We start from the raw sequence: 22,066 nt of genomic DNA on the forward strand, positions 1-22,066 counted from the left end.
ACTCCACCGTAGGCTACGCAACCGTAGGTTGGTAGCCTGGCGATAGGACGACGGATCGGGGACGAGGATGGACAAGCCCGAGGTAACTCTCGAGAACTACGAAGCGGTGTACGCGTACTACCGCGACCATCAGCAGAATCGGGCGCTCGCCAAGCTGGCGTACGCGTCGCTGTATGCGAAGTACCGGCCGCGGATCACGTACGCCGACGACGCGAAGGCGCAGCTGGCCGGGCTGGTGAAGTCCGGCAGGGTGCTGATCGTCGCCGCCAATCACATCACCCACAGCGATCAGTACACGCTCGCGGCCACGGCCTGGAAGACGCCGCTGCGCCGCGCGATCGGACGCACCCGGGTGCTCGCGAAGGACGAATTGTTCGTCGATCCCGACCTGCACAAGAAGGTCGACATGATGGGCGGTATCCCGGTGTTCCGCAGCAAGAACTACGGTCTGCGGGCGGTCGCCGATGCAGGCAGGCTCATGATGGACATCTCCGCCGAACGGCTGTGCCGCGGTGACAACCTGGCGATCTTTCCCGAGGGCACGTGCAACGAGGACGACCCGACCCGCCTGCAGCACATAAACAGCGGCATCGGTCACATCGCGAAACGTGCGGCAGATCGCGGAGTCTCACCCGTGCTGCTGTCCATCGGCCTCAGTTACGGGCCGGACGCCGATGGGCCCGATACCGAGAACGTGAAGTCGGCCAGCGTCTTCGTCGGCGAGCCGCTGTTCGACCTTCCGGCGAAACCGATGGACATCGCCCACGTCGTGCAGAAGGACCTGCAGATCGCCGTCGACGGGGCGGTCGCGGCGTACTGACGACCGCCCCCGGGGATCTGTCAAGGAGGGTTGACACCCGATCGGTGTCAACCTAGATTGACATGCATGACCGAAGCAACCACGCTCGCCGCAGCAGCGGGCAGCCCAGACCCCGCCGAGGGGTTGCGGGCCGTGCGTGCGCTGCGGCGTCTCCTCGAACGGCTCGAGGCCATCCAGGTCGCCAACGCCCGCGCCCAGGGCTGGTCCTGGCAGGCGATCGCCGACTCCCTCGAGGTGAGCAGGCAGGCCGTCCATCAGAAGCACAATCGGAGAGGGAGGTAACGGCGCATGTTCGAACGATTCTCGACGGACGCTCGGGCCGTGGTGATCGGCGCGCAACAGGAAGCGCGCGTACTGAAGTCGCCACAGATCGGGCCCGAACACCTCGTGCTCGCGCTGCTGTCCGTCAAAACCGAACCCGTCCACGGCATCCTCGCCGACGCCGCCATCGAGGAGGAGAAGTCGCGATCGACCGTCGCGACGCGCGGCACGGCCTTGAGTGCCGCCGACGCGGAAGCGCTCGAATCGATCGGCATCGACCTCGACGCGGTGCGTCAGAGCCTCGAGCGGAACTTCGGCAAGGGCGTCCTCGATCCCGAGGAGCCGTCGGAGAAGCGCGGCTGGTTCGGCCGGAAGTCGGGGCACATCGGGTTCACCCGCGACGCCAAGAAGGCGATCGAACTGTCACTGCGGGAGGCGCTGGCGCGCAAGGACGATCACATCGGCGCCGAGCACATTCTCCTCGGAGTGCTGCGAATGGCCGACGGCACGACGCGGGAGATCCTCGAGGTCCAGATCGGTGTCGGCGAACTCCGCCGTCGCGTCCACGCGGCACTCGACGACCGCGCCGCCTGACCGTCCGGTCCCGGGTTATCCGGTTCCCGTTTGTCCGAACGGTGTGCCAGCATGCACCCATGACCTTCTTGGTACGCCTCGTCATCAACGCGTTCGCGATCTGGCTGGCGGCAGCCTGGGTGTCGGGCATCGACATCTCCAGTTCGGGCAACGGAACCGGATGGGACATCGTGGTGCTGCTCGGCATCGCGGCGGTGTTCACCGTCGTCAACATCTTCGTCAAACCACTGGTGAAGCTGCTGTCGCTGCCGTTGCTGATCCTGACGCTCGGCCTGTTCACCCTGGTGATCAACGCCCTGATGCTGCTGCTCACCGCATGGTTGAGCTCCCAGACCGATTACGGACTGACCGTCGACGGCTTCTGGACCGCCGTGTGGGGAGGCCTGATCATCTCGATCGTCAACTTCATCCTCGGTATCGTCCTCCCGGACGGCGACTGACCCGGCGGGCCGCTCAGGCGGCCGACAGGGCCACGGCGGTGGCGGCGCCCCACATCAGCATCGCCAGCCCCGAATCCCGAAGCGCGGGAATCAGTGCGAGGCCCAGGCCGCCGGAGCGGACCGGCGCGTTCGCCCGGACCGCGAGAGGCAGCGCGAGCAGCCCGACGAGCGACCAGGGGGTGCGCAGCACCAGGACGAGAGTCACCACGAACGGAACCGTCAGCGTGACGAGATGCAGGATGCGGGTGCGCGAGTCGCCGAGCCGGACGGCGAGCGTGCGCTTGCCGGACTCGGTGTCGGTGGGAATGTCCCGCAGATTGTTGGCGACGAGAACCGCGCTCGAGAACGAACCGACTGCGATCGCGGACACGAGACCGGCCCAGTCCACCGTCTCGGCCTGCACGTACTGGGTGCCCAGCACGGCGACGAGACCGAAGAACACGAAGACGGCGACCTCGCCGAAGCCGCTGTACCCGTACGGCTTCTTGCCGCCGGTGTAGAACCAGGCGCCCACGATGCAGAGGGCGCCGATCAGCACGAGCCACCAGGCGGTGGTGACGGCGAGGGCCAGACCGGCCACCGCGGCGACGCCGAAGCAGGCGATGGCCGCAGCCTTCACCGCCGACGGTTTCACCAGCTTCGACCCGACGAGCCGCAGCGGCCCCACCCGCTCGTCGTCGGTGCCGCGGATCCCGTCCGAGTAGTCGTTGGCGAAATTGACGCCCACGATCAACGCGAGAGAGACCACCAGTGCCAACACTGCCTTCCACCACACCGCGCCGCCGAGCGACGCCGCGGCGCCGGTGCCCACGAGCACCGGGGCGATCGCGTTCGGGAGGGTGCGCGGTCGAGCGCCTTCGATCCATTGAGCAGCCGTTGCCATGTACCGATCTTTGCACCGAGCGAGAAGACGCCCGCACCCACGCCGTGCAATACCATCGAACGCGGTGGACCAGCACATGAGCGTGGACGAGAGGGTGGCGCCGGCGAGCACACCGATCCAGGTCGCCTTGCTGGGTGAGGTATCGACGTGGCGATCGGGCGTGCTCGCACCGCTGCCCGGCACCCGCGCGCGCAGTCTGCTGGTGGCGCTCGCCCGCGATCCCGGCCGGAGTCGGTCGGCGCAGGCCCTCATCGACGAGGTGTGGGGCGACGATCCGCCGCGGTCCCCGATGAACGCGCTGCACACGCAGGTCTCCCGTCTGCGTGCGGCGTTGCCGGACGGAGCACTGGAGATCGGCCCGGCCGGTTACCGGCTGGCGGTGCCCAGGGATGCCGTCGATCTGGCGCGCGCAGAAGACGTGGCACGTCGGCTGCGGGGCCGGGGGAACGGTCGCAGCGTCGGGCCCGACGAGATCCGCGACGTCCTCGCGCTGTGGCGCGGCGACCCCGGCGCCGACCTTCCCGGCAGTGCCGCCGCAACGGAACTCGCTGCCGACGCCGCCGTGATCCGGGCGCAACTCGAGGCCGCGGAACTTGCTGCGCTGGTGAAGGTGGAGGACTGGGACGCCGCCCTCCCGAAGGCGCTGGCCCACGTCGCCGCCGAACCTCTCGACGAGCAGGCGCACGCGCACCTGATGCGGGCGCTCGCCGGGCTCGGACGGGACAACGAGGCGCTGGACGTGTTCGCGACGTTCCGCAAGCGGATGGTGTCCCGGCTGGGGTCCGATCCGTCGCCGGCGCTCGTCGCCCTGCACACCGAGATCCTGCGGGGCGGACGTTCCGATGACGTGGCGGCTCCGCACCTCGCGTCGCCGGATCGGACGGCGATCGGGCTCCGCGCGGCACCCAACGCGCTCCTGGGACGCGACTCGGACATCGCGGAGATCGAGAAGCTGCTCACATCCTCGCGGGTGGTGACCGTCCTCGGGCCCGGCGGTGCCGGCAAGACGCGACTCGCCCACGAACTGGGCGCGCGGGCAGCCGCGGGAACGTCCGTGGCTCTGGTGGAACTCGCGTCGCTGCGCAGCAGCGAGGACGTCGTGGCGGCGATCAGCAGCACGCTCGGGCTCAGCGAGGTCGACATCGCGCCGGGCCGGCTCACGGTCAGCCGCGTCCATTCGGCGCGGGAACGGCTCCGGGAAGCGCTGTCGGCAGGGCCCATGCTCCTGATCCTCGACAACTGTAAGCACGTCATCGGCGCCTGCTCCGAGGTCGTGGCCGACCTGGTGGCCGCCGGCGACCAGCTGACCGTCCTCGCCACCAGCCGGTCCCCTCTCATGCTCGCGTCCGAGGCCGTGTACCCGCTGCCGCCGCTGGCGATCGACGACGACGACGCGCCGGCCGTGCAACTGTTCACGGCGCGGGCTCGCGCCGTTCGGCCCACCGCGCGCCTCGACCCGGAAACGGTGCGCAGCGTCTGCCGCACCCTCGACGGTCTCCCGCTCGCGATCGAACTCGCCGCGGCCCGGGTGCGCAGCATGAGCGTCGAGGACATCGGCCGACGGCTCGAGCACCGGTTCGCGCTACTGCGATCCCACGACCCGACGTCGCCCGAACGGCACCGCACCCTGCACGCCGTCATCGACTGGAGCTGGCAGCTTCTGGGTGAGCAACAGCAGATCGCGCTGCGCAGACTCTGCCGGTTCCCGGCCGGGTTCACTCTCGACGCCGCCCGGACGATCGCGGAGTGGGACGGCGTCGACGACGTCGTGGACGCCGTCGAGGGCCTCGTCAACCAATCGCTGCTGTCCGTGTCGGAGACGTCGGACACACTGCGCTACTACATGCTCGAGACGGTGCGTGAATACGGCGAGGAACAACTCGCGGCGGCCGGCGAGGGAACGGAAGTGTTTGCTCGCCAAGGGGTCTGGGCAAGCCAGTTCGCTTCCGATGCGCTCCGCCGGTGCCGTGCCGACCAGGTCGCGCTCGCGGACGACATCGACGCCGACCACGACAACCTGCTCGCGGTCCTCCGGTGGGCGGTCGAGCGCGACGACGCCGAGACGGTGGCGACCGTGTTCCCGGTGCTGGGCGGACTGTTGGCCATTCGGGGCGCGCACTCGGAAGTGATGAACTGGACCCCGCGGATTCTCGGGTCGACGGCGGACGCCGACCTGACGGACGTCGGTTCGGAACTGGTGGCGTACACGTTCCTTCTCGCGGCGATGCACCTGGTGTTCGGTGGCCAGACGCGCACGCTCGCCCGTGCCCGGATCCGGCTGCGTCACCTGCTCCGGGAGCGCCCCGACCTACCGTCGGTCACCGGGTTCGCGGTGCGACTCATCCTGTCTCTGGGTTCGGGTCGGCGCCTGGCGAGGATCGTCGCGGAAGGCGTGCGGTCCGAGGATCGAGAGACCCGCGCGGCCGCCGTCTCCGCGCGGGCCAGTATGCGGGAGAACCTCGGCGACTTCCGCGGCGCGATGAAGGATGCCACGACCGTGTCCGAACTGTGCGGGAGGATCGGTGACGTGTGGGGCACGGCGATGGCGTCGCAGTTTCTCGGTTCCCTGCAGAGCCAGTCCGGTGAGTACCGGGACGCGGTGCGGCACTATCAGGATGCTGTCGACGGCATGCGGAAGCTGGGTGCGCAGGAGGAGGCCGATCAGCTGTGGGGCTTCCAGGCCTCCGCGCTGATCGCCGCCGGTGACGTGGAGGCCGGCCGGAAGGTGCTGGCCGAGACGGTACTCGAGCATCGCGGCGCGGGCACCGGGACCGACGACCACCGGCCGGACGAATGGCGGGCCGCCGCCACCGGCAGTCTCGCGGAAATCGATCTCGCGGACGGCGACGTCGAACGCGGGCTCGCCCGCTACCGCGAGGCGCTGGACATGGTGTATCCCCGGATGTTGACCGAGCCGCACGCCGATCCGTTCGGAATGATGCTGGCGGCGTCGGTGGTGTGCGCCCACGTGCTGCACGGCCGGTCCGAGATGATGGTGGAGTTCGTGCCGAAGCTCGCGGAGGCGGCGCTGTCGAGGCTGGGACAGGGTGCCTACCAGGATCTGCCGGTCACCGGAACCGTCGCGGCCGGGGTGGGGTGCTTCGAGCTCGCGCACGGTGATCCCGACCGGGGCCTCGCGCTGCTGGCGCTCTCCGTGAAAGCCCGTGCCCGGCAGGACATCGCGTCGCTGCGACACCCCCGGCACGTCGCGTTCGTGCTCGCGCGCGTGGGCCAGGACCGCTGGGAGTCGGCGCAGGAGCGGTTCGGCAACTGGTCGCGTCGCGCGGTGCGCGCCGAAATCCTGGACATGCTCGCCGGTTCGAGGTGAGTGGCGGCCTCAGGCGGGGACCCGGCCGCTCACCCGGGCCGCGCACGAGCGCAGGAGGTCGGTGAGTTCGGGATCGTCGACGGCCAGGCGTCCGGTCTTGCCGATCGCCGCAAGACAGCCGACCACCGCGTTCTGCGCATCGTGCACCGGGACGGCGACCGCGCTGCGGCCCACCCGCACCTCGTCGACTTCTCGGGCCGAACCCGTGTGGCGGACGGCGTCGAGTTCGCCCTGCAGCGCGGCGATGTCGGTGATGGTCCGCGACGTGACCCGGCGCAGACTCGGCGGCACCAGGTCCGGACGGGACGCGAGGAGGATCTTGCCGATGGCGGACGCGTGCAGGTGCGCGGCAATCGTGTTCTCACCGCTGAGTTCGTGGTCGGGGTCCCGGTCGATCAGTCGTACCCGGCCGCCCGCGAACGACGCCAGATGGACCCCGAAACGCACCTGCTCCCGCAGTTCCTCGAGCACGGCGTGGTGGTCGACCGAGTCCGGCGCCTCCGCCCCCGCGAGCTGCCTGGTCCGCCGGCCCAGCGCGAACCCGGACAGGTCGGCGATCCGCACCAGATAGCCGTCGGCGGTCAGGAGATTGAGCAACCGGTACGCCGTGGCCTGGGGGATCCCCGCGTGCGCGGCGATGTCTCGCGCGGTCGCCCCGGACCCGAGCTGAGCCACGGCCTCGAGCAGGGCGAGTGCCTTCTGCACGGCGCGTGGTTCGTGGCCCGCGATCTCCCCGGCTCGGGCGCCCATCACCGGGACCCGGGGGTACGTCCAGCCGCCGTCAACGCGAGGTTTCCGGCGGCGTCCGTGGCGAACACCCCGGCTCCCGGCAGCACATCATCCGTTTCCGCCGTGTCGAACACACCCATCGACCGCAGACTCGCCGGGTGGCGCCATCGCAGGTACAGCTGCCACGCCGAACCCGACAGCAACAGGGTCAGCACCACGGTGGGGACCATCGCGAAGCCGTGGGCCACGTTCACGAACAGCATGTAGGCCAGGACGATTCCGCCGGCGGCGCTGCCCGCCACTCCCGCCGCAAGGACGAGAGGGGTGTGTTCCCCGATGCGACTGAGGAACCGCACCGATGCCACGGCCACCAGCACGTACGCCGCGACCACCGCGGTCCTGGCGATCAACTGCACGTGAGAAAATCCGGTCGATTTGCCGACGATGCCGAACGTCGCGGCACCGACGCACACGGCGCACACGATGACCGCCAGTGCCGCGTACGGGGTGCGGTAGCTGCGGTGCACGCGGGCGAACAGACGCGGGACGACCCGTTCGATCCCCATCGAATACAGCAGGCGCGACGCGGCATTCGACGACGCCATCGCCGACGCCAGCCACGACGTGCCCAACCCGAGGTTCAGGGCGATCACCACGGCCGGGTCGACCCCGGTGCCGGTGCCGTGCAGGTACGCGTTGACCAGGGTGTCCGTGCGACCGGACCAGGCGGCCCACGCCGAGAAGATGAACAGGCCGCCGCAGATCATCGGCGTGAGCATCACGGTGCGGGTGACGGTGGCGAGCGGGCGCTTGGCCTCCGGGCCGAAGAACGTCGCGCTCTCGAAGCCGGCCAGGGCGAACACCGCGGCCAGCGTCATGAGTAGCGGCCCGTACGCGGAATCGGACGGCGGCACTGCGGCGTGCTGGCCGCCCGCGCCGGTCACGATCATCAGACCGACGATGAAGAGCAACGAGCACGATTCGACGGCGAGGATGGCGAGGGCCGCGAACCGCACTCCGCGGACCAGGCAGCCGAGGATCACGATCGCGATCCCGGCGTACACGAGGAGACGTTCGGCGGGTTCGCGCAACTCCAGCCCGAAGAAGCCGAGCGTCGCGATCACGGCCTGGCCACCGTGGTACAGCGTCATCACCGCACTGCCCACGTACTTGGTCAGCATGGCGACCCCGGCGGTGAGCGCGGCACGCGTGCCGAGGCCCTGGAACACGAAGCTGTAGAGGCCGCCCGCGGCCGCCATGCGTCGCGTGAACTGCGAGACGCACACCGCGATCAGGGAGACCACCACCGTGGCGACGACGATCGTGATCAGACCACTCAGCAGCATCTGGTGGGTGAACATGGTGACGGGCAGGACCACCATCGACACCGCCGGAGCCGTCGTGGCCACCGACTGGGCGAGAACCTCGAAGCCCGACAACTGCCGCCGGCCCAGCGCACGCAGCGGCGACACGGCCTGACGTTCGGGCTCGCCGGTGGCGAACGAACGCGCGATGGCGTCGGAAAGGGCTGACATGCGCGTGAAACTAGCCGGGTCGTGTTGCCGGAAAGTTTCGGTTTCGGGTCGAACTGCGCTTCGGGAGTGAGAACGGCCCGCGCCCGTTCTCGCTCGCCGGCCTCAGACTGTTTCGCCGCCGACAACTTCCCGACTCGCGTTCCTCCCAGGATGAATCCGGACAAGTTACCCGGGTCACCGGGCGCAAGAATGGGAGCGCGAATTGGCATTCACACGTAGATCTTTCATGAAGGGCCTCGGGGCCACCGGGGGCGCGGGACTCGCGTACGGCGCGATGTCGACGCTCGGGCTCGCACCGTCGACCGCCGCTCCCGCCCGGGCGTTCCAGCCGCTCGCGGCCGGCGACCTGATCGGGAAGGTGAAGGGCAGTCACTCCGTGGTCGTGCTCGGCGGCGGCCCCGCCGGTCTGTGTTCGGCGTTCGAACTGCAGAAGGCCGGGTACACGGTGACGGTCCTCGAGGCCCGCACCCGGCCCGGCGGCCGCGTCTGGACGGCCCGGGGCGGCACCGAGGAGACCGACCTGAACGGCGAGACGCAGAAATGCACGTTCTCCGAGGGGCACTTCTACAACGTCGGCGCCACCCGCATCCCGCAGAGCCACATCACGCTCGACTACTGCCGCGAACTCGGCGTCGAGATCCAGGGCTTCGGAAACCAGAACGCCAACACGTTCGTGAACTACCAGAGCGACACGTCGCTGTCGGGCCAGTCCGTCACCTACCGCGCCGCGAAGGCCGACACGTTCGGCTACATGTCGGAGCTGCTGAAGAAGGCCACCGATCAGGGCGCCCTCGACCAGGTGCTGAGCCGGGAGGACAAGGATGCGCTGTCGGAGTTCCTCAGCGACTTCGGTGACCTGTCCGACGACGGCCGCTATCTCGGATCCTCCCGTCGCGGTTATGATTCCGAGCCCGGGGCCGGCCTGAACTTCGGCACCGAGAAGAAGCCGTTCGCGATGCAGGAAGTGATCCGCAGCGGCATCGGCCGCAACTTCAGCTTCGACTTCGGCTACGACCAGGCGATGATGATGTTCACCCCGGTCGGCGGCATGGACCGGATCTACTACGCCTTCCAGGACAGGATCGGCACCGACAACATCGTCTTCGGCGCCGAGGTGACGTCGATGAAGAACGTGTCCGAGGGCGTCACCGTCGAATACACCGCGGGCGGCGCGAAGAAGTCGATCACCGCCGACTACGCGATCTGCACGATCCCGCCGCACCTCGTCGGACGACTGCAGAACAATCTGCCCGCCGACGTGCTCACCGCACTGAAGGCGGCCAAGCCGTCGTCGTCCGGAAAGCTCGGCATCGAGTACTCGCGCCGGTGGTGGGAGACGGAGGACCGCATCTACGGCGGCGCATCCAACACCGACAAGGACATCTCGCAGATCATGTTCCCGTACGACCACTACAACTCCGACCGAGGCGTGGTCGTCGCCTACTACAGCAGCGGCAAGCGTCAGGAAGCGTTCGAGTCTCTCACCCACCGCCAGCGGCTCGCCAAGGCGATCGCGGAGGGCTCGGAGATCCACGGCGAGAAGTACACCCGCGACATCTCGTCGTCGTTCTCGGGCAGCTGGCGTCGCACCAAGTACTCCGAGAGTGCCTGGGCCAACTGGGCGGGCAGCGGCGGCTCGCACGGCGGGGCGGCCACTCCCGAGTACGAGAAGCTGCTCGAACCCGTCGACAAGATCTACTTCGCCGGCGACCACCTGTCCAACGCGATCGCGTGGCAGCACGGCGCCCTGACGTCCGCCCGCGACGTCGTCACCCACATCCACGAGCGCGTGGCCCAGGAAGCCTGACCTTCCCCTCGAACAAGGAGTTGTGAACTGTGAAGTCTTTTCGTACCAAGGCCGTGACCGCCGCGCTCGCAGCATCCGCTCTGATCGCCGGGGCGACGTCGTGCTCCTCCGAGGAAGCGGCGGCGGAGGCGCCCGGCAGCACCTTCGTGTCGAAGTCCGTTCTCGAAGTCGGCGAGGCGAATCCGATGATCGCGCAGGGTGTGGCGATCGGCGGCGGCACCGCCGTCTACAAGTCGAGCGGCATCGGCCCGGGCGCGTCCAACAAGACCGCACCCGAGGGCACCCCCGAGTCGTACATCGACACCGACGTGTTCGCGGGCGGCGCACTCCCGGCCGGAGTCACGATCACCGAGGCGCAGGGCATCAACGCGCTGAAGCGGATTCGCGACAATCTCGAGGCGCAGGGACTGACGCTCGAGGAGGTCGTGACCATGCGGGTGTTCCTCGACAACGTCCCCGGCACCGACCGCGCCGACTACGCCGGCTGGAACCGCGCCTACCGGCAGTTCTTCGCGAACACCAACCTCGACACCGGGGACACCGAACTGGTCCCGCTCGGCACCGCGGAACCGGCCGCGCCGATGGAACGGAACTCCGCGCGTCCCAGCCGGTTCGCGCTCGAGGTCGCGAGCCTGCCCGCCGCGGGCTGGCTCGTCGAGGTCGAGGTGGACGCCGTGTACCCCGACGGTGAGGAGCCCCAGTAGTGGGGGCGCTGAGCCCGAGCCACTGGGCGATCATCGCGGTCGTGCTCGTGGTGCTGTTCGGGTCGAAGAAACTCCCTGACGCCGCCCGCGGCCTGGGCCGCTCCATGCGGATCCTCAAGACCGAGGTGGGGGAGTTGCAGGCGGACGCCCCCGAACTGGAGAAATAGACGAAGCGAGCCGGTGGACCCCGCGTCCACCGGCTCGCTCCTTCTTCGGTTGTCAGGCCTTACGCATGTACGTCCGGACCGTCAGCGGAGCCATGATCGCGACGATCACGGCGGCGCCGAGCAGCGACCACACGACGTGGACACCGAAGTGGCCGTCGTTGACGAGTTCACGCACCGCGGTCACGACGTGCGACACGGGGTTGACGTTCACGAACGCCTGCATCCAGCCCGGCATCGTGTCGGCGGGCACGAACGCGTTCGACATGAACGTCAGCGGGAACAGAATGAGCATCGAAATACCCTGCACCGACGACGCTTTGCTCATCAGGACACCCATCAGGGCGAAGATCCAGCTGATCGAGAAGGCGCAGACGATGACGAGCGCGCCGGCCGACACCACCCCGACGACACCGCCGCCGGGCCGGTAACCCATCGCGATACCGACGGCGAACGTGATGGTCGTGGCGATGCCGTACCGCACGACGTCGGCGAGGAGCGCACCGGACAGCGGCGCGATGCGGGCGATCGGCAGGGACTTGAAGCGGTCGAAGACGCCCTTGTCCATGTCTTCCCGCAACTGGGTGCCCGTCACGATCGACGTGGTGATCACCGTCTGGACCAGGATGCCCGGGATGATGATCGGCAGATACGACGCCACGTCGCCGGAGATGGCGCCACCGAAGATGTACGTGAACATCAACGTGAAGATGATCGGCTGGACGACGACGTCGAACAGCTGCTCGGGGTTGTGCTTGATCTTGAGCAGTCCCCGGTACGCCATCGTCAGCGTGTTCGCGACGGACTGCTCGAGGCTGATCCGGTTCCGGGCCTCCGGAATCGGTTGGGGGCCCGCGTGAGTGCGGGATTCGAGGGTGGTGGTCATGCGACGCTCCGTTCGGTGTCGGCCTCGGTGGCGTCTGCGCCGTGGCCGGTGATGGTGAGGAAGACCTCGTCGAGACTCGGCTTCTGGACGGTGATCTCGTCGACGGCGATCCCGTGGTCGCGCAGTCGGATCAACAGTTCCACGGTGAGCGACGGATCGGTCATCGGTGCGGTGAGGCGGCCGATCTCCGGGGTGATCGCCACCTCCACACCGAGAGTGTGTGCGATCACCGACCGCGCGTCGTCGGTCTGCCCGCGATCGACCAGGGTCAACTGCAGCGAGGAGACGCCCACGGACGCCTTCAGTTCGTCGGCCGTGCCGTCCGCGATCACCTTCCCACGGTCGATGACGGCGATCCGATCGGCCAGCTGATCCGCCTCGTCGAGATACTGCGTGGTGAGCAGCACCGTCGACCCGTCCGCGACCAGCCTGCGGATGGTGTCCCACATCTGGGCGCGCGTCCGAGGGTCCAGACCCGTCGTCGGCTCGTCCAGGAACAACAGCGGAGGGTGGGCGATCAGGCTGGCCGCCAGGTCCAGACGTCGACGCATGCCGCCCGAGAAATTCTTGAGCGGCTTCGTCGCCGCCTCGGTGAGGTCGAACTCCTCGAGCAGTTCCGTGCACTTCCGGCGGGCATCACCCCGGCTCAGGCCCAGCAACCGGGCGAAGATCACCAAGTTCTCGACCGCCGACAGGTCCTCGTCGACGGACGCATACTGGCCCGTGACCCCGACCAGCGAGCGGACCGCGTTCGGTTCGCGCACCACATCGTGACCGAAGATGCGGGCCTCGCCGCCGTCCGGACGCAACAGCGTCGCGAGCATCCGCACCGTCGTGGTCTTGCCGGCGCCGTTCGGGCCGAGCACTCCGTACACCGACCCGGTCGGAACGGACAGGCTCACGCCGTCGACGGCGCGCTGACGGCCGAAGAGCTTCACGAGCCCGTCGGCCTCGATGGCTGGGGGAGTTGCAGTGAGTTTCATGCCGTAGACGATGCAGCCCACCCCTTGCAGCGGGCTTGCACGCCTCTTGCACGGGCTTGCGGACACCGTCGTCCTGAATCAGGGGCGATTGCGCCGGAATCTGGCGAATGTCTCGGCAAACGTCTGTCAGCGCCGGTGCTCGGCACGCGCGCAAGCCCTGTCGAAGCGCGCCTTGACGGCAGCGAAGTCGAACAGGTCCCGCCACGTCCACCGGACGACCTCGTACCCGGCGTCGCGAATCGCGTCCTCCCTGAGCTTCTCGCGATGGACCGCGACTGCCGCCTGGCCACCGTCGACGCCGTAGTTTCCCAGGCCATCGAACTCCCCGACCACGCCGAATTCTCTCCAGAAGACATCGACTCGGCCGAGGAAGGTACCGGTGCCGTCGTGGAGCACGTGCTGGAGTTCGGGAGACGGCAGGTCGTGCCGGCGGATCCGGATGCGGCTCAGCGATTCCCCAGGGCTCTCGCTGCGACCGTCGAGGAAGCTCGCCGCCCGCCGCGCCGTCGCGATGCCCTTGCGAGGTCCCGCTCGACCGACCTCGTCCAGAATCTCGTCGAGCGCGACGAGTCGACGGTGCAGGGCCGAATCGCCGACGACGACGGCCTGGTCGAACGTCGAGATGCGTGCGGTGTCGACCACGGTCCGGGCGGGGGAGGTGACCGCCAGCCCGCCCAGGGTGACGACGTCGGGCGCGTCCAACGGTGTGGCGTGGACGTGGACTCCCGTGGTTCGGCCACCGCCGGAGGCGTGGTTCCTCGTCGGATGCACCCGTTCCAATGGGAGGTCGCCGAGGTCCATGCCGTGCAGCAGTGCCGCAGAGGTGTGGCTCACCACGACGCCGGGTGGGCGCGACTGCACGGCCGCCGCAATGCGGGCCCGGTGCAGCGCAGGCGCATCGAGTGCGGCGAAGTGCTCGTCGGGAACGTACGCACCCGCCGCGATTCGCACGAGACGCCCGGAATCGCGTGCACGCCGGATCTCGGAGTCGGTGAAACCGTCGGCCAGGGCTTGGCGTCGGAAGATCACGTGGTCGCTCATGGCGACATCGTGCCCCACCCCACAGCGGTGATCGGTTCGCTCACCTGGGCTTTCGCGGAGCCTGTGGATAGAGGTCGGCTTGTGGACAACAGCATCCGCGTGGATTTTGGCCAGACGCGCGGAAATTGCGGGCGCATCTGGCCAATGTCTCCGCGGACAGGCGGACCTGCTAGCCGAACCGCGATTCCAGGGCGCGCCGGTCGACCTTTCCCGGGCCTCTGAGGGGGAGGGTGTCGACGAGGTGCAGTTCGCGGGGTGCGGCGGTGGGGTCGAGGGTGCGTTCGACGAAGGAGCGGAGTTCGGCGAGTGTCGGTGCGGTGCCGGGCTCGGCGACGACGACAGCGGTGACGCGGCGTCCCAGTCGCTCGTCGGGGAGGCCGATCACCGCGCATTCCCGGACGGCGGGGTGCGCGACGAGAGCCGCCTCGACCACTTGCGGGACGACGGTGAGACCGCCGGTGGAGATGGCTTCGTCGAGTCTGCCGGAGATGCCGAGGACGCCGTCGGTGACGGCGCCGGCGTCGTCGGTGCGGAACCAGCCGGGTTCGGCGAACGCGGGATGGTCGGGGAGTCCGCGGTAACCGGACGCGAGCATGGGCCCGCCGAGGAGGACGCGGCCGTCACCGTCGATCCGCACGCGGGCGCCGTCGAGGGGCACCCCGTCGTACACGCATCCACCGCACGTCTCGCTCATGCCATACGTACGGACGACGGTGATGCCGGCGTCGACGGCGCGCCGCAGGACGGGGGCGGGGGTGGCGGCTCCGCCGAGGAGGACGGCGTCGAGTGCGGCCAGCGATGCCACGGCGTCGGGGTGGTCGAGGGCCTTGACCAGCTGGGTCGGAACGAGCGAGGTGTAGCGGCGGGGGCCGCTCATCGACGCGACTGCGGCAGGCAGCGCACCGGGGTCGAAGCCGTCGGTCACGTCGATCACCACCGGCTCGGTGCCCGCGAGGACACTGCGAAGCAATACCTGCATGCCCGCGATGTGGTGGGCGGGAAGGGTCAGCAGCCAGGAGCCCGGACCGCCGAGCCGCGCGTGCGTCGCGTCACCGCTGGCGCGGAGGGCGGACGCGGACAGCATGGCCCCCTTCGGCACTCCCGTCGTCCCGGACGTCGCGACCACGAGGGCGACACCGTCGTCGATCGGCTCCCCGGGGCGCAGTGCGTCCGTCAGTCGGCGGGTCTCCCGCTCGTCCGAGGCGGGGACGGGGAGCGCGGCGGGGGCGGTTCCGTCGAGGATCGCCGACAGCTGCGGCAGGATGCCGAGAACCCCGACGCCCGACGGGACGGGCAGGACCTGCAGTTCGCTCACTGGGCGGGCCCGGCCAGCGGCCAGCCGCCGGCGGCGAGGTTGCTGCGCACCCGGTCGACGTCCGATTCCAGCGGCAACTCGTCGGTGACCTTGGTGATGAGCACCTGGATGTCGGTCTTCTCGATGGGAATGTCACCCTCCTCGACGAGCGCGTCGGCGACGGCGTCCACCTCGTCTTCCGACAGGCGGCGGGTGAGCAGCGCGAACAACGGAATGTAGTCCTGCTCGGGCACGCCGTTGGGATAGCCGGCTCGCAGCCAGCCGATGATGGAGGAGAGAAACGGTGGAAGGCTCATGGCTAGCCTGCGTCGCGGGTTTCTTCCCCGTCGCCGGAGCCTTCGCCGCATTCGGCGTCGGTTCCGACCGGCCACCCTCCGGCCTCGAGGTTCTCCGTCACCCGGGCGACGTCCTCCTCGGAGGGTTCCTCGTGGGTGATCTCGCTGATGAGGCGGCGGATGTTGTCGTAGTCGACGTGGCGTTCGGGTGTCTCGTGGGCCGTCTCGATGGACAGTGCGACGACCTGTTCGATTTCCTCGTCGGTGAGACGGCGACGCAGCACGGCCAGCAACGCGAAATGGTCCTTCGCCGGGATTCCCTCGGGGTACCCGGCGCGTAGCCAGTCGAGCACGGAGCGAAGTGAATTCTTGGGCACGCGTTCGGCTTCTTTCGTCGATGGAACGGGACTCGTGGTCGCCGCTCAGAAGATGTGGATACCGAAGCTGCTGGCCAAAAAGCCCTGCATCAAGAGAAGTATCCCAGTGATGATCGCGATCAGCACCACGGCGAAGCAGGCCCAGGCGCCGATCCGGCCTGCGGCGGTCGGCTGCGAGACGCCCTCGCCGGTGTCCGTGCCGCCGAGCGAGCGCAGTCCGAGCGCGAAGATCGCGGGTAGGCCGGCACCGAACAGCAGACCGACGAGGATGACCTGCCAGAGCGAGTTGACGGTGGTGGTCAGCAGTGTCATGGCGAGCCCCTCAGCGGCTCGTGGCGGGACCGGCGGAGTCCGCGGTCTCGGCCACCCCCGGCTCGGTGGGTTCGGCGGGAACGTCGGCACCGCCCGACTCCCACTCCGCGTTGACGTTGCCGGACGTCACCGGCTGCAGGCGGGAGCGCAGGTACATGAACCCGGCGAGCACGATCAGGGCGGCGAACACGACGAGAACACCGGGCAGGCCGCCGATCATGTGGGCGATGACCCAGCACACGGCTCCCACGATCGCCGCGGACGGCAGCGTGACGAGCCACGCGACGGCCATGCGTCCGGCGATGCCCCAGCGGACCTCGGCGCCCTTGCGGCCGAGGCCGGTGCCGAGGATGGAGCCGGTCGCGACGTGCGTGGTGGACAGCGGCAGTCCGAGGTGGCTGGACGTCAGGATGATTGCGGCGGACGACGACTCCGCGGCCATGCCCTGGGGAGCGGCGATCTCGACGAGTCCCTTGCCGAGCGTGCGGATGATGCGCCAGCCGCCGAGGTAGGTGCCGAGCGCGATGGCGATGGCGCAACTGAGCTTCACCCAGAACGGCATCTCGTCGTCTGCTGACAGGCTTCCGTGTGCGACGAGTGCGAGGAAGATCACGCCCATCGTCTTCTGGGCGTCGTTGGTTCCGTGGGCAAGCGATACCAGGGATGCGGAACCGATCTGGCCGATGCGGAACCCGTGCTCCTTGGTGTCCTCCGGCACGCCGGAGGTGATCCGGTAGACCAGCTTGGTGCCCGCGGTGGCGACCAGCGCTGCGACCACGGGGGCGAGGACGGCGGGAACGACGACCTTGCTGAGCACGCCGCCCCACTCGACACCGCTCATGCCGATGGACGCGATGGCCGCACCGATCAGTCCGCCGAACAGTGCGTGGGACGAGCTCGACGGCAGGCCCAGCAGCCACGTCGCCAGATTCCAGATGATCCCGCCGACCAGCCCGGCGAACACGATGAGCAGCAGATCCTCGCCGCCGACTTCTCCCAGGTTCACCACGCCCTTGGCGACTGTCGCCGCAACCTCCACGGACAGGAACGCGCCGACCAGATTCAACGATGCGGAGAGCGCGACAGCGGCCTTGGGTCGCAGAGCTCCCGTCGCGATCGAGGTGGCCATTGCATTGCCCGTGTCGTGAAAGCCGTTCGTGAAATCGAAAGCGAGGGCGGTGACGACCACCACCAGGAGAACTACGAGCTCTGCGGTCACACCCAGATTGTGCGGATTTCAACCGAGAATGTACAGCTGACGTCCGGTGTACAGGATCACTCCTGCGTATGGCCTTCCGTCAGTTCTCACCCTTCGGACGGGTGTCGCGGCGGATGGGGTGATCCTCTGGGATCTGCACCAGAACGATCGGGATTCCGTCGGGGTCCGCGATCCACATCTCGAACAGCCCCCACGGTTCTTGCCGGGCTTCGCGGTCGATCTTCACCCCGGCCAGAACCAGCTCGGTCTGCACCGCCGTGAGATCGCGAACCTGCAGCCACAGGGCGCCGTCGAAGGAGGACGACTCGCCGGTTCCCCCGTGCGCGGCAACCTCGATCAGGCCCTGACCGGCGAAGAACACCGTGCCGCCGGGGTATTCGCGGGCGGTCGCGAGTCCGAGGATGTCGCGGTAGAAGCTCAGCGTCGTCGTGTAGTCGCGGGGCCGCAGAATCGTCCTGCTGCTGAGGATCTCCACGCGTCACCCTCCTTCGCCGGGACGGGCTTCGTGCCCCGTCCGGCCGTGTGTCCGTCGATCTTCCTTCATCTCCGCCTCGAACAGGTGCCGCCGTCCGTCGGCGAGTTCGTGACGTGCGTCACGCTCGTGTTCGCGCAGCGGCGACCAGTAGTGATCGTCGAACTCCTCGACGATCTGGAACGTCCACCGGCCCTCGACGACGTTGCGTCCCACGAGTTCGGTCTCCACCCGGTCCGCGACGGCCGCGTGTCCCGCGGCGCGGAGCGCGTCGACGGCTTCGCCGAGCTGAAGATCGGCGTGTCCGATCAGCTGATGGAACGAGTAGAGGTGCCCGCGGGCACGCTCGACCGTTTCGAGGGCCTCCGACAACTTCCCGAGCGCGGCGACGGTGTCGTCGCTCACTCCGGGCGGACGGCGATGTTCCGGTGCGGGGAGCTCGCGGTCGATGCTCATGTGGGTCAGTGTGCCTGAATCGGAGACCCCGCGTGTCCTCTCCTGCCGAGGCGACGAATCGGCCCGCGTATTTCACCCACGGAGGGTCTACTCGTGCGCGACCGCCCGATGTTGGACTGGATCGACAGCATCGGACGACGAGGGGACCGGGCCATGACATCGAGCGTGACAGGCAAGCCGATAGCGGGCGGCGAATCGTTACCGTTCCCGCCGACACCGTCGGGAAGCATCGCCGGCCGGACCATGCAGGAGTCGGTGTACAGCCCTCGTCCGAAGGAACGGCGGCTTCCCGACGACGCCCCGAACATTCTGATCGTCCTCATCGACGACGCCGGGCCCGGTCTGCCGAGCGGTCTCGGCGGTGAGGTGAACACCCCGACGCTCGACGCGATGTTGCAGGACGGTCTCGGGTACAACCGATTCCATACGACCGCAATGTGTTCGCCGACCCGGGCGTCGCTGCTGACCGGACGCAACCACCATCGCGTCGGCAACGGGCAGATCGCCGAACTGGCCAACGACTGGGACGGCTACTCCGGCCGCATCCCGAGGTCGAGTGCGACGGGGCCCGAGGTGCTGCGCCACTACGGGTACAGCACTGCCGCTTTCGGGAAATGGCACAACACACCGGCCGAGGAGACCACTGCCGCGGGCCCGTTCGACAACTGGCCGACGGGTCTCGGGTTCGAGTACTTCTACGGCTTCCTCGCCGGCGAGGCGTCGCAGTACGAGCCGAACCTGGTGCGGAACACGACGGTGGTGCTGCCTCCGAAGACCCCGGAGCAGGGATACCACCTCAGTGAGGATCTCGCCGACGATGCCATCGGCTGGCTGCGCAGGCACAAGGCGTTCGACGCCGACAAACCGTTCTTCATGTACTGGGCCAGCGGCTGTCTGCACGGACCGCACCACATCATGAAGCCGTGGGCCGACAAGTACGCCGGGAAGTTCGACGACGGCTGGGATGCCTACCGGGAGCGGGTCTTCACGAGGGCGAAGGAGAAGGGCTGGATTCCCCCCGAAGCGGAGCTGACCGACCGGGACCCGACGATGGCCGCATGGGACGACATTCCCGAGGACGAGAAACCCTTCCAGCGCCGGCTGATGGAGGTCGCGGCCGGGTATGCCGAGCACTGCGACGTCCAGGTGGGCAGGTTGTTCGACGAGCTCGACCGTCTGGGCTACAGGGACGACACACTGGTCCTGTACATCTGGGGCGACAACGGCTCGTCGGGTGAGGGTCAGAACGGAACGATCAGTGAACTGTTGGCGCAGAACGGCATTCCCACCACAACGGCCCAGCACATCGCGGCCCTCGAGGAACTCGGTGGCCTCGACGTCCTGGGGTCGCCGAAGACCGACAACATGTATCACGCGGGCTGGGCGTGGGCGGGCAGCGCGCCGTACAAGGGGATGAAGCTGCTGGCGTCCCATCTCGGTGGCACCCGCAACCCGATGGTCGTGCGGTGGCCGGCGAAGGTGACACCGGACCCGACGCCTCGCACGCATTTCCTGCACTGCAACGACGTGGTACCGACGCTGTACGACATCGTCGGAATCACCCCGCCGCGGACGGTGAACGGTGTTCCACAGGACCCGGTGGACGGCACCAGCTTCGCGCAGACGCTCGTCGAACGCGACGCCACCGGGGGAAAGCTCACCCAGTACTTCGAGATCATGGGCAGCCGGGCGATTTACCACGACGGTTGGATGGCGTCCGCGTTCGGGCCACGCGCACCCTGGGCGGCGGGTGTGCCGGGCGGCATCCGCGACTGGAGCCCGGACGACGACGTGTGGGAGCTCTACAACCTGGACGAGGACTGGACCCAGAACCGGGACCTCGCCGAGCAGTATCCGCAGAAGCTGGCGCAATTGCGGGAACTGTTCGCGATCGAGGCTGCGAAGAACAACGCGCTCCCCGTCGGCGGCGGGCTGTGGGTCATCGCGCTGCATCCCGAGCAGCGGATCACGACGCCGTACACGAGCTGGGAGTTCTCCGGCGACACGATCCGCATGCCCGAGTTCTGCGCTCCCGCGCTGGGGAACAAGAACAACCGGGTCACCCTCGACCTCTCCGCGCCGGACAATCCGAGCGGAGTGCTCTACGCGCTGGGGAGCAACGCCGGCGGACTCACGTGTTTCGTCGACGACGGCTACCTCTGTTACGAGTACAACCTGTTCATCCTGATGCGCACCAAGATTCGTTCGACAGTGCCGATCCCGCCGGGCACCCGCACGGTGCAGGTGGTCACGGAGTTCGTCGAGGCGCGGCCCGGTGGACCGCTGAACGTGAAGCTCTGTGTCGACGGCGATGTCGTCGGGGAGGGGCAGGTGCCCGTGAGCGTGCCGTTGCTGTTCACAGCCAACGACTGTCTCGACGTCGGCACCTGCCTCGGTTCCCCGGTGTCGCTGGACTACTACGACCGGGCGCCGTTCCCGTTCAACGGCACCATCGACCGGATGGCGGTCGAGTACACGTAGGCGCTCAGAAATACGGGATGCGGGTCGCGTCAGAAATACCAGGGGTAGGGCTTCCAGTCGGGTTCGCGCTTTTCGAGGAAGGAATCGCGGCCCTCGACGGCCTCGTCCGTCATGTACGCCATGCGGGTCGCCTCGCCGGCGAACAGTTGCTGACCGACGAGGCCGTCGTCCTGCAGGTTGAATGCGTATTTGAGCATGCGCTGGGCCTGCGGGGACTTGCCGTTGATCTTGGTGGCCCAGTCGATGGCCACGTCCTCGAGTTCGGCGTGGTCGACGACCTTGTTGACGGCGCCCATCTGGTGCATCTCCTCCGCGGTGTACGTCTCACCGAGGAAGAAGATCTCGCGGGCGAACTTCTGGCCGACCATCTTGGCGAGGTAGGCGCTGCCGTAGCCGCCGTCGAAGCTGCCGACGTCGGCGTCGGTCTGCTTGAAACGGGCGTGTTCGCGGCTGGCGAGGGTCAGGTCGCAGACCACGTGCAGGCTGTGACCGCCGCCCGCGGCCCAGCCGTTGACGAGGCAGATGACCACCTTCGGCATGAACCGGATCAGCCGCTGGACCTCGAGGATGTGGAGACGTCCGGCGCGGGCCTTGTCGACGGTGTCCGCGGTTTCCCCTTCCGCGTACTGGTATCCGCTGCGTCCGCGGATGCGCTGGTCGCCGCCGGAGCAGAACGCCCAGCCCTCGTCCTTGGGGCTCGGACCGTTGCCGGTGAGCAGCACGGCGCCCACGTCGGACGTCATCCGGGCGTGGTCGAGCGCCTTGTACAACTCGTCGACGGTGTGCGGGCGGAAGGCGTTGCGCACTTCGGGACGGTCGAACGCCACCCGGACGATTCCCTGGGTGACATGCCGGTGGTAGGTGATGTCGGTCAGGTTCTCGAAACCGGGAACCGGTCGCCAGTGCTGCGGGTTGAAAGTCACGGCTCCGAGGTTATCGGGTGCCGTTGGTGGGTGTCCGCGCGCGCACGAGTTTGCCCGGGTT

Annotated in this window: 23 protein-coding genes; 9 read left to right on the forward strand and 14 right to left on the reverse strand. The window is 68.4% G+C overall.

All coding sequences use genetic code 11. From position 1 onward, the window contains the following. Window positions 1-67: 67 nt before the first annotated feature. The 4 genes from JVH1_RS27160 (at window position 68) to JVH1_RS27175 (ending at window position 2,115) form a co-directional block, all read left to right on the forward strand. Window positions 68-820, forward strand: coding sequence for a 1-acyl-sn-glycerol-3-phosphate acyltransferase (locus JVH1_RS27160; RefSeq protein WP_009474704.1), 753 nt, complete (start codon window positions 68-70; stop codon window positions 818-820). Between the two features lie 66 nt (window positions 821-886). Beyond that, window positions 887-1,102, forward strand: a complete 216-nt coding sequence (locus tag JVH1_RS27165) for a hypothetical protein (RefSeq protein ID WP_005258323.1) — start codon at window positions 887-889, stop codon at window positions 1,100-1,102. Window positions 1,103-1,108: 6 nt separating this feature from the next. After that, window positions 1,109-1,675, forward strand: coding sequence for a Clp protease N-terminal domain-containing protein (locus tag JVH1_RS27170; protein WP_009474703.1), 567 nt, complete (start codon window positions 1,109-1,111; stop codon window positions 1,673-1,675). 59 nt (window positions 1,676-1,734) lie between these two features. Continuing rightward, window positions 1,735-2,115, forward strand: a complete 381-nt coding sequence (locus JVH1_RS27175; RefSeq protein ID WP_009474702.1) for a phage holin family protein — start codon at window positions 1,735-1,737, stop codon at window positions 2,113-2,115. Window positions 2,116-2,128: 13 nt separating this feature from the next. On the opposite strand, the gene JVH1_RS27180 is transcribed toward JVH1_RS27175, so the two are convergent. Then, a complete protein-coding gene (locus JVH1_RS27180) occupies window positions 2,129-2,998 on the reverse strand; it encodes a 1,4-dihydroxy-2-naphthoate polyprenyltransferase (protein ID WP_009474701.1) in 870 nt (289 codons plus the stop codon). A gap of 76 nt (window positions 2,999-3,074) precedes the next feature. Between JVH1_RS27180 and JVH1_RS27185 the strand changes: the two genes are divergently transcribed. Beyond that, window positions 3,075-6,326 carry a BTAD domain-containing putative transcriptional regulator gene (locus JVH1_RS27185; RefSeq protein ID WP_051033667.1) on the forward strand — a complete coding sequence of 1,084 codons (3,252 nt, stop codon included), beginning with the start codon at window positions 3,075-3,077 and terminating at the stop codon, window positions 6,324-6,326. Between the two features lie 9 nt (window positions 6,327-6,335). On the opposite strand, the gene JVH1_RS27190 is transcribed toward JVH1_RS27185, so the two are convergent. Then, on the reverse strand, window positions 6,336-7,076 hold the full coding sequence (locus JVH1_RS27190) for an IclR family transcriptional regulator (RefSeq protein ID WP_043778813.1): 741 nt from the start codon (window positions 7,074-7,076) through the stop codon (window positions 6,336-6,338). Next, window positions 7,076-8,590 carry an APC family permease gene (locus tag JVH1_RS27195; RefSeq protein ID WP_009474698.1) on the reverse strand — a complete coding sequence of 505 codons (1,515 nt, stop codon included), beginning with the start codon at window positions 8,588-8,590 and terminating at the stop codon, window positions 7,076-7,078. Before JVH1_RS27195 ends, JVH1_RS27190 begins: the two co-directional genes overlap by 1 nt. A gap of 226 nt (window positions 8,591-8,816) precedes the next feature. Here JVH1_RS27195 and JVH1_RS27200 point away from each other — a divergent pair, with 226 nt between their 5' ends. Genes JVH1_RS27200 through tatA form a run of 3 tightly spaced genes read left to right on the forward strand, consistent with a single transcriptional unit; the run spans window position 8,817 to window position 11,268 of the window. Next, on the forward strand, window positions 8,817-10,397 hold the full coding sequence (locus JVH1_RS27200; RefSeq protein WP_009474696.1) for an FAD-dependent oxidoreductase: 1,581 nt from the start codon (window positions 8,817-8,819) through the stop codon (window positions 10,395-10,397). Window positions 10,398-10,426: 29 nt separating this feature from the next. After that, entirely contained in the window at window positions 10,427-11,101 is a 675-nt protein-coding gene (locus tag JVH1_RS27205) for a Rid family hydrolase (protein WP_009474695.1), read from the forward strand. After that, window positions 11,101-11,268, forward strand: coding sequence for a Sec-independent protein translocase subunit TatA (gene tatA, locus JVH1_RS27210; protein WP_005252050.1), 168 nt, complete (start codon window positions 11,101-11,103; stop codon window positions 11,266-11,268). Before JVH1_RS27205 ends, tatA begins: the two co-directional genes overlap by 1 nt. Before the next feature lie 52 nt (window positions 11,269-11,320). Here the strand turns inward: tatA and JVH1_RS27215 are convergent, their stop codons facing one another. The 10 genes from JVH1_RS27215 to JVH1_RS27260 all read right to left on the reverse strand — a co-directional run bounded on the left by JVH1_RS27215 (window position 11,321) and on the right by JVH1_RS27260 (window position 18,601). Further along, a complete protein-coding gene (locus JVH1_RS27215) occupies window positions 11,321-12,151 on the reverse strand; it encodes an ABC transporter permease (protein ID WP_009474694.1) in 831 nt (276 codons plus the stop codon). Further along, window positions 12,148-13,134: a daunorubicin resistance protein DrrA family ABC transporter ATP-binding protein gene (locus JVH1_RS27220; protein ID WP_043778864.1), complete on the reverse strand. Its 987-nt coding sequence runs from the start codon at window positions 13,132-13,134 to the stop codon at window positions 12,148-12,150. Before JVH1_RS27220 ends, JVH1_RS27215 begins: the two co-directional genes overlap by 4 nt. Window positions 13,135-13,260: 126 nt before the next feature. Further along, a complete protein-coding gene (locus tag JVH1_RS27225; protein ID WP_009474692.1) occupies window positions 13,261-14,175 on the reverse strand; it encodes a hypothetical protein in 915 nt (304 codons plus the stop codon). A gap of 169 nt (window positions 14,176-14,344) precedes the next feature. Then, window positions 14,345-15,490, reverse strand: coding sequence for an o-succinylbenzoate--CoA ligase (gene menE / locus JVH1_RS27230; protein ID WP_009474691.1), 1,146 nt, complete (start codon window positions 15,488-15,490; stop codon window positions 14,345-14,347). Continuing rightward, window positions 15,487-15,786: a DUF3349 domain-containing protein gene (locus tag JVH1_RS27235; protein WP_009474690.1), complete on the reverse strand. Its 300-nt coding sequence runs from the start codon at window positions 15,784-15,786 to the stop codon at window positions 15,487-15,489. The genes menE and JVH1_RS27235 overlap by 4 nt, the downstream gene beginning before the upstream one ends. A gap of 2 nt (window positions 15,787-15,788) precedes the next feature. Next, complete coding sequence (locus JVH1_RS27240; protein WP_011594875.1) at window positions 15,789-16,142, reverse strand: DUF3349 domain-containing protein; 354 nt, start codon at window positions 16,140-16,142, stop codon at window positions 15,789-15,791. 45 nt (window positions 16,143-16,187) lie between these two features. After that, window positions 16,188-16,454 carry a hypothetical protein gene (locus JVH1_RS27245; RefSeq protein ID WP_009474688.1) on the reverse strand — a complete coding sequence of 89 codons (267 nt, stop codon included), beginning with the start codon at window positions 16,452-16,454 and terminating at the stop codon, window positions 16,188-16,190. Between the two features lie 10 nt (window positions 16,455-16,464). Beyond that, a complete protein-coding gene (locus JVH1_RS27250) occupies window positions 16,465-17,673 on the reverse strand; it encodes an inorganic phosphate transporter (protein WP_009474687.1) in 1,209 nt (402 codons plus the stop codon). A 79-nt stretch (window positions 17,674-17,752) separates the two neighbouring features. After that, window positions 17,753-18,148: a VOC family protein gene (locus JVH1_RS27255; RefSeq protein WP_009474686.1), complete on the reverse strand. Its 396-nt coding sequence runs from the start codon at window positions 18,146-18,148 to the stop codon at window positions 17,753-17,755. A 3-nt stretch (window positions 18,149-18,151) separates the two neighbouring features. Further along, a complete protein-coding gene (locus tag JVH1_RS27260; RefSeq protein ID WP_009474685.1) occupies window positions 18,152-18,601 on the reverse strand; it encodes a hypothetical protein in 450 nt (149 codons plus the stop codon). 153 nt (window positions 18,602-18,754) lie between these two features. On the opposite strand from JVH1_RS27260, the gene JVH1_RS27265 reads away from it, so the two are divergent. Beyond that, window positions 18,755-21,082: an arylsulfatase gene (locus JVH1_RS27265; RefSeq protein WP_037197096.1), complete on the forward strand. Its 2,328-nt coding sequence runs from the start codon at window positions 18,755-18,757 to the stop codon at window positions 21,080-21,082. Between the two features lie 29 nt (window positions 21,083-21,111). Here the strand turns inward: JVH1_RS27265 and JVH1_RS27270 are convergent, their stop codons facing one another. Beyond that, the gene (locus tag JVH1_RS27270; protein ID WP_009474683.1) at window positions 21,112-22,005 is read right to left on the reverse strand and encodes a 1,4-dihydroxy-2-naphthoyl-CoA synthase; all 894 of its coding nucleotides are present in this window, start codon (window positions 22,003-22,005) and stop codon (window positions 21,112-21,114) included. Window positions 22,006-22,066: the final 61 nt, after the last annotated feature.

Origin of the sequence: Rhodococcus sp. JVH1 (genome assembly GCF_000280725.2) — a bacterium.
Lineage (GTDB): Bacteria > Actinomycetota > Actinomycetes > Mycobacteriales > Mycobacteriaceae > Rhodococcus_F > Rhodococcus_F jostii_A.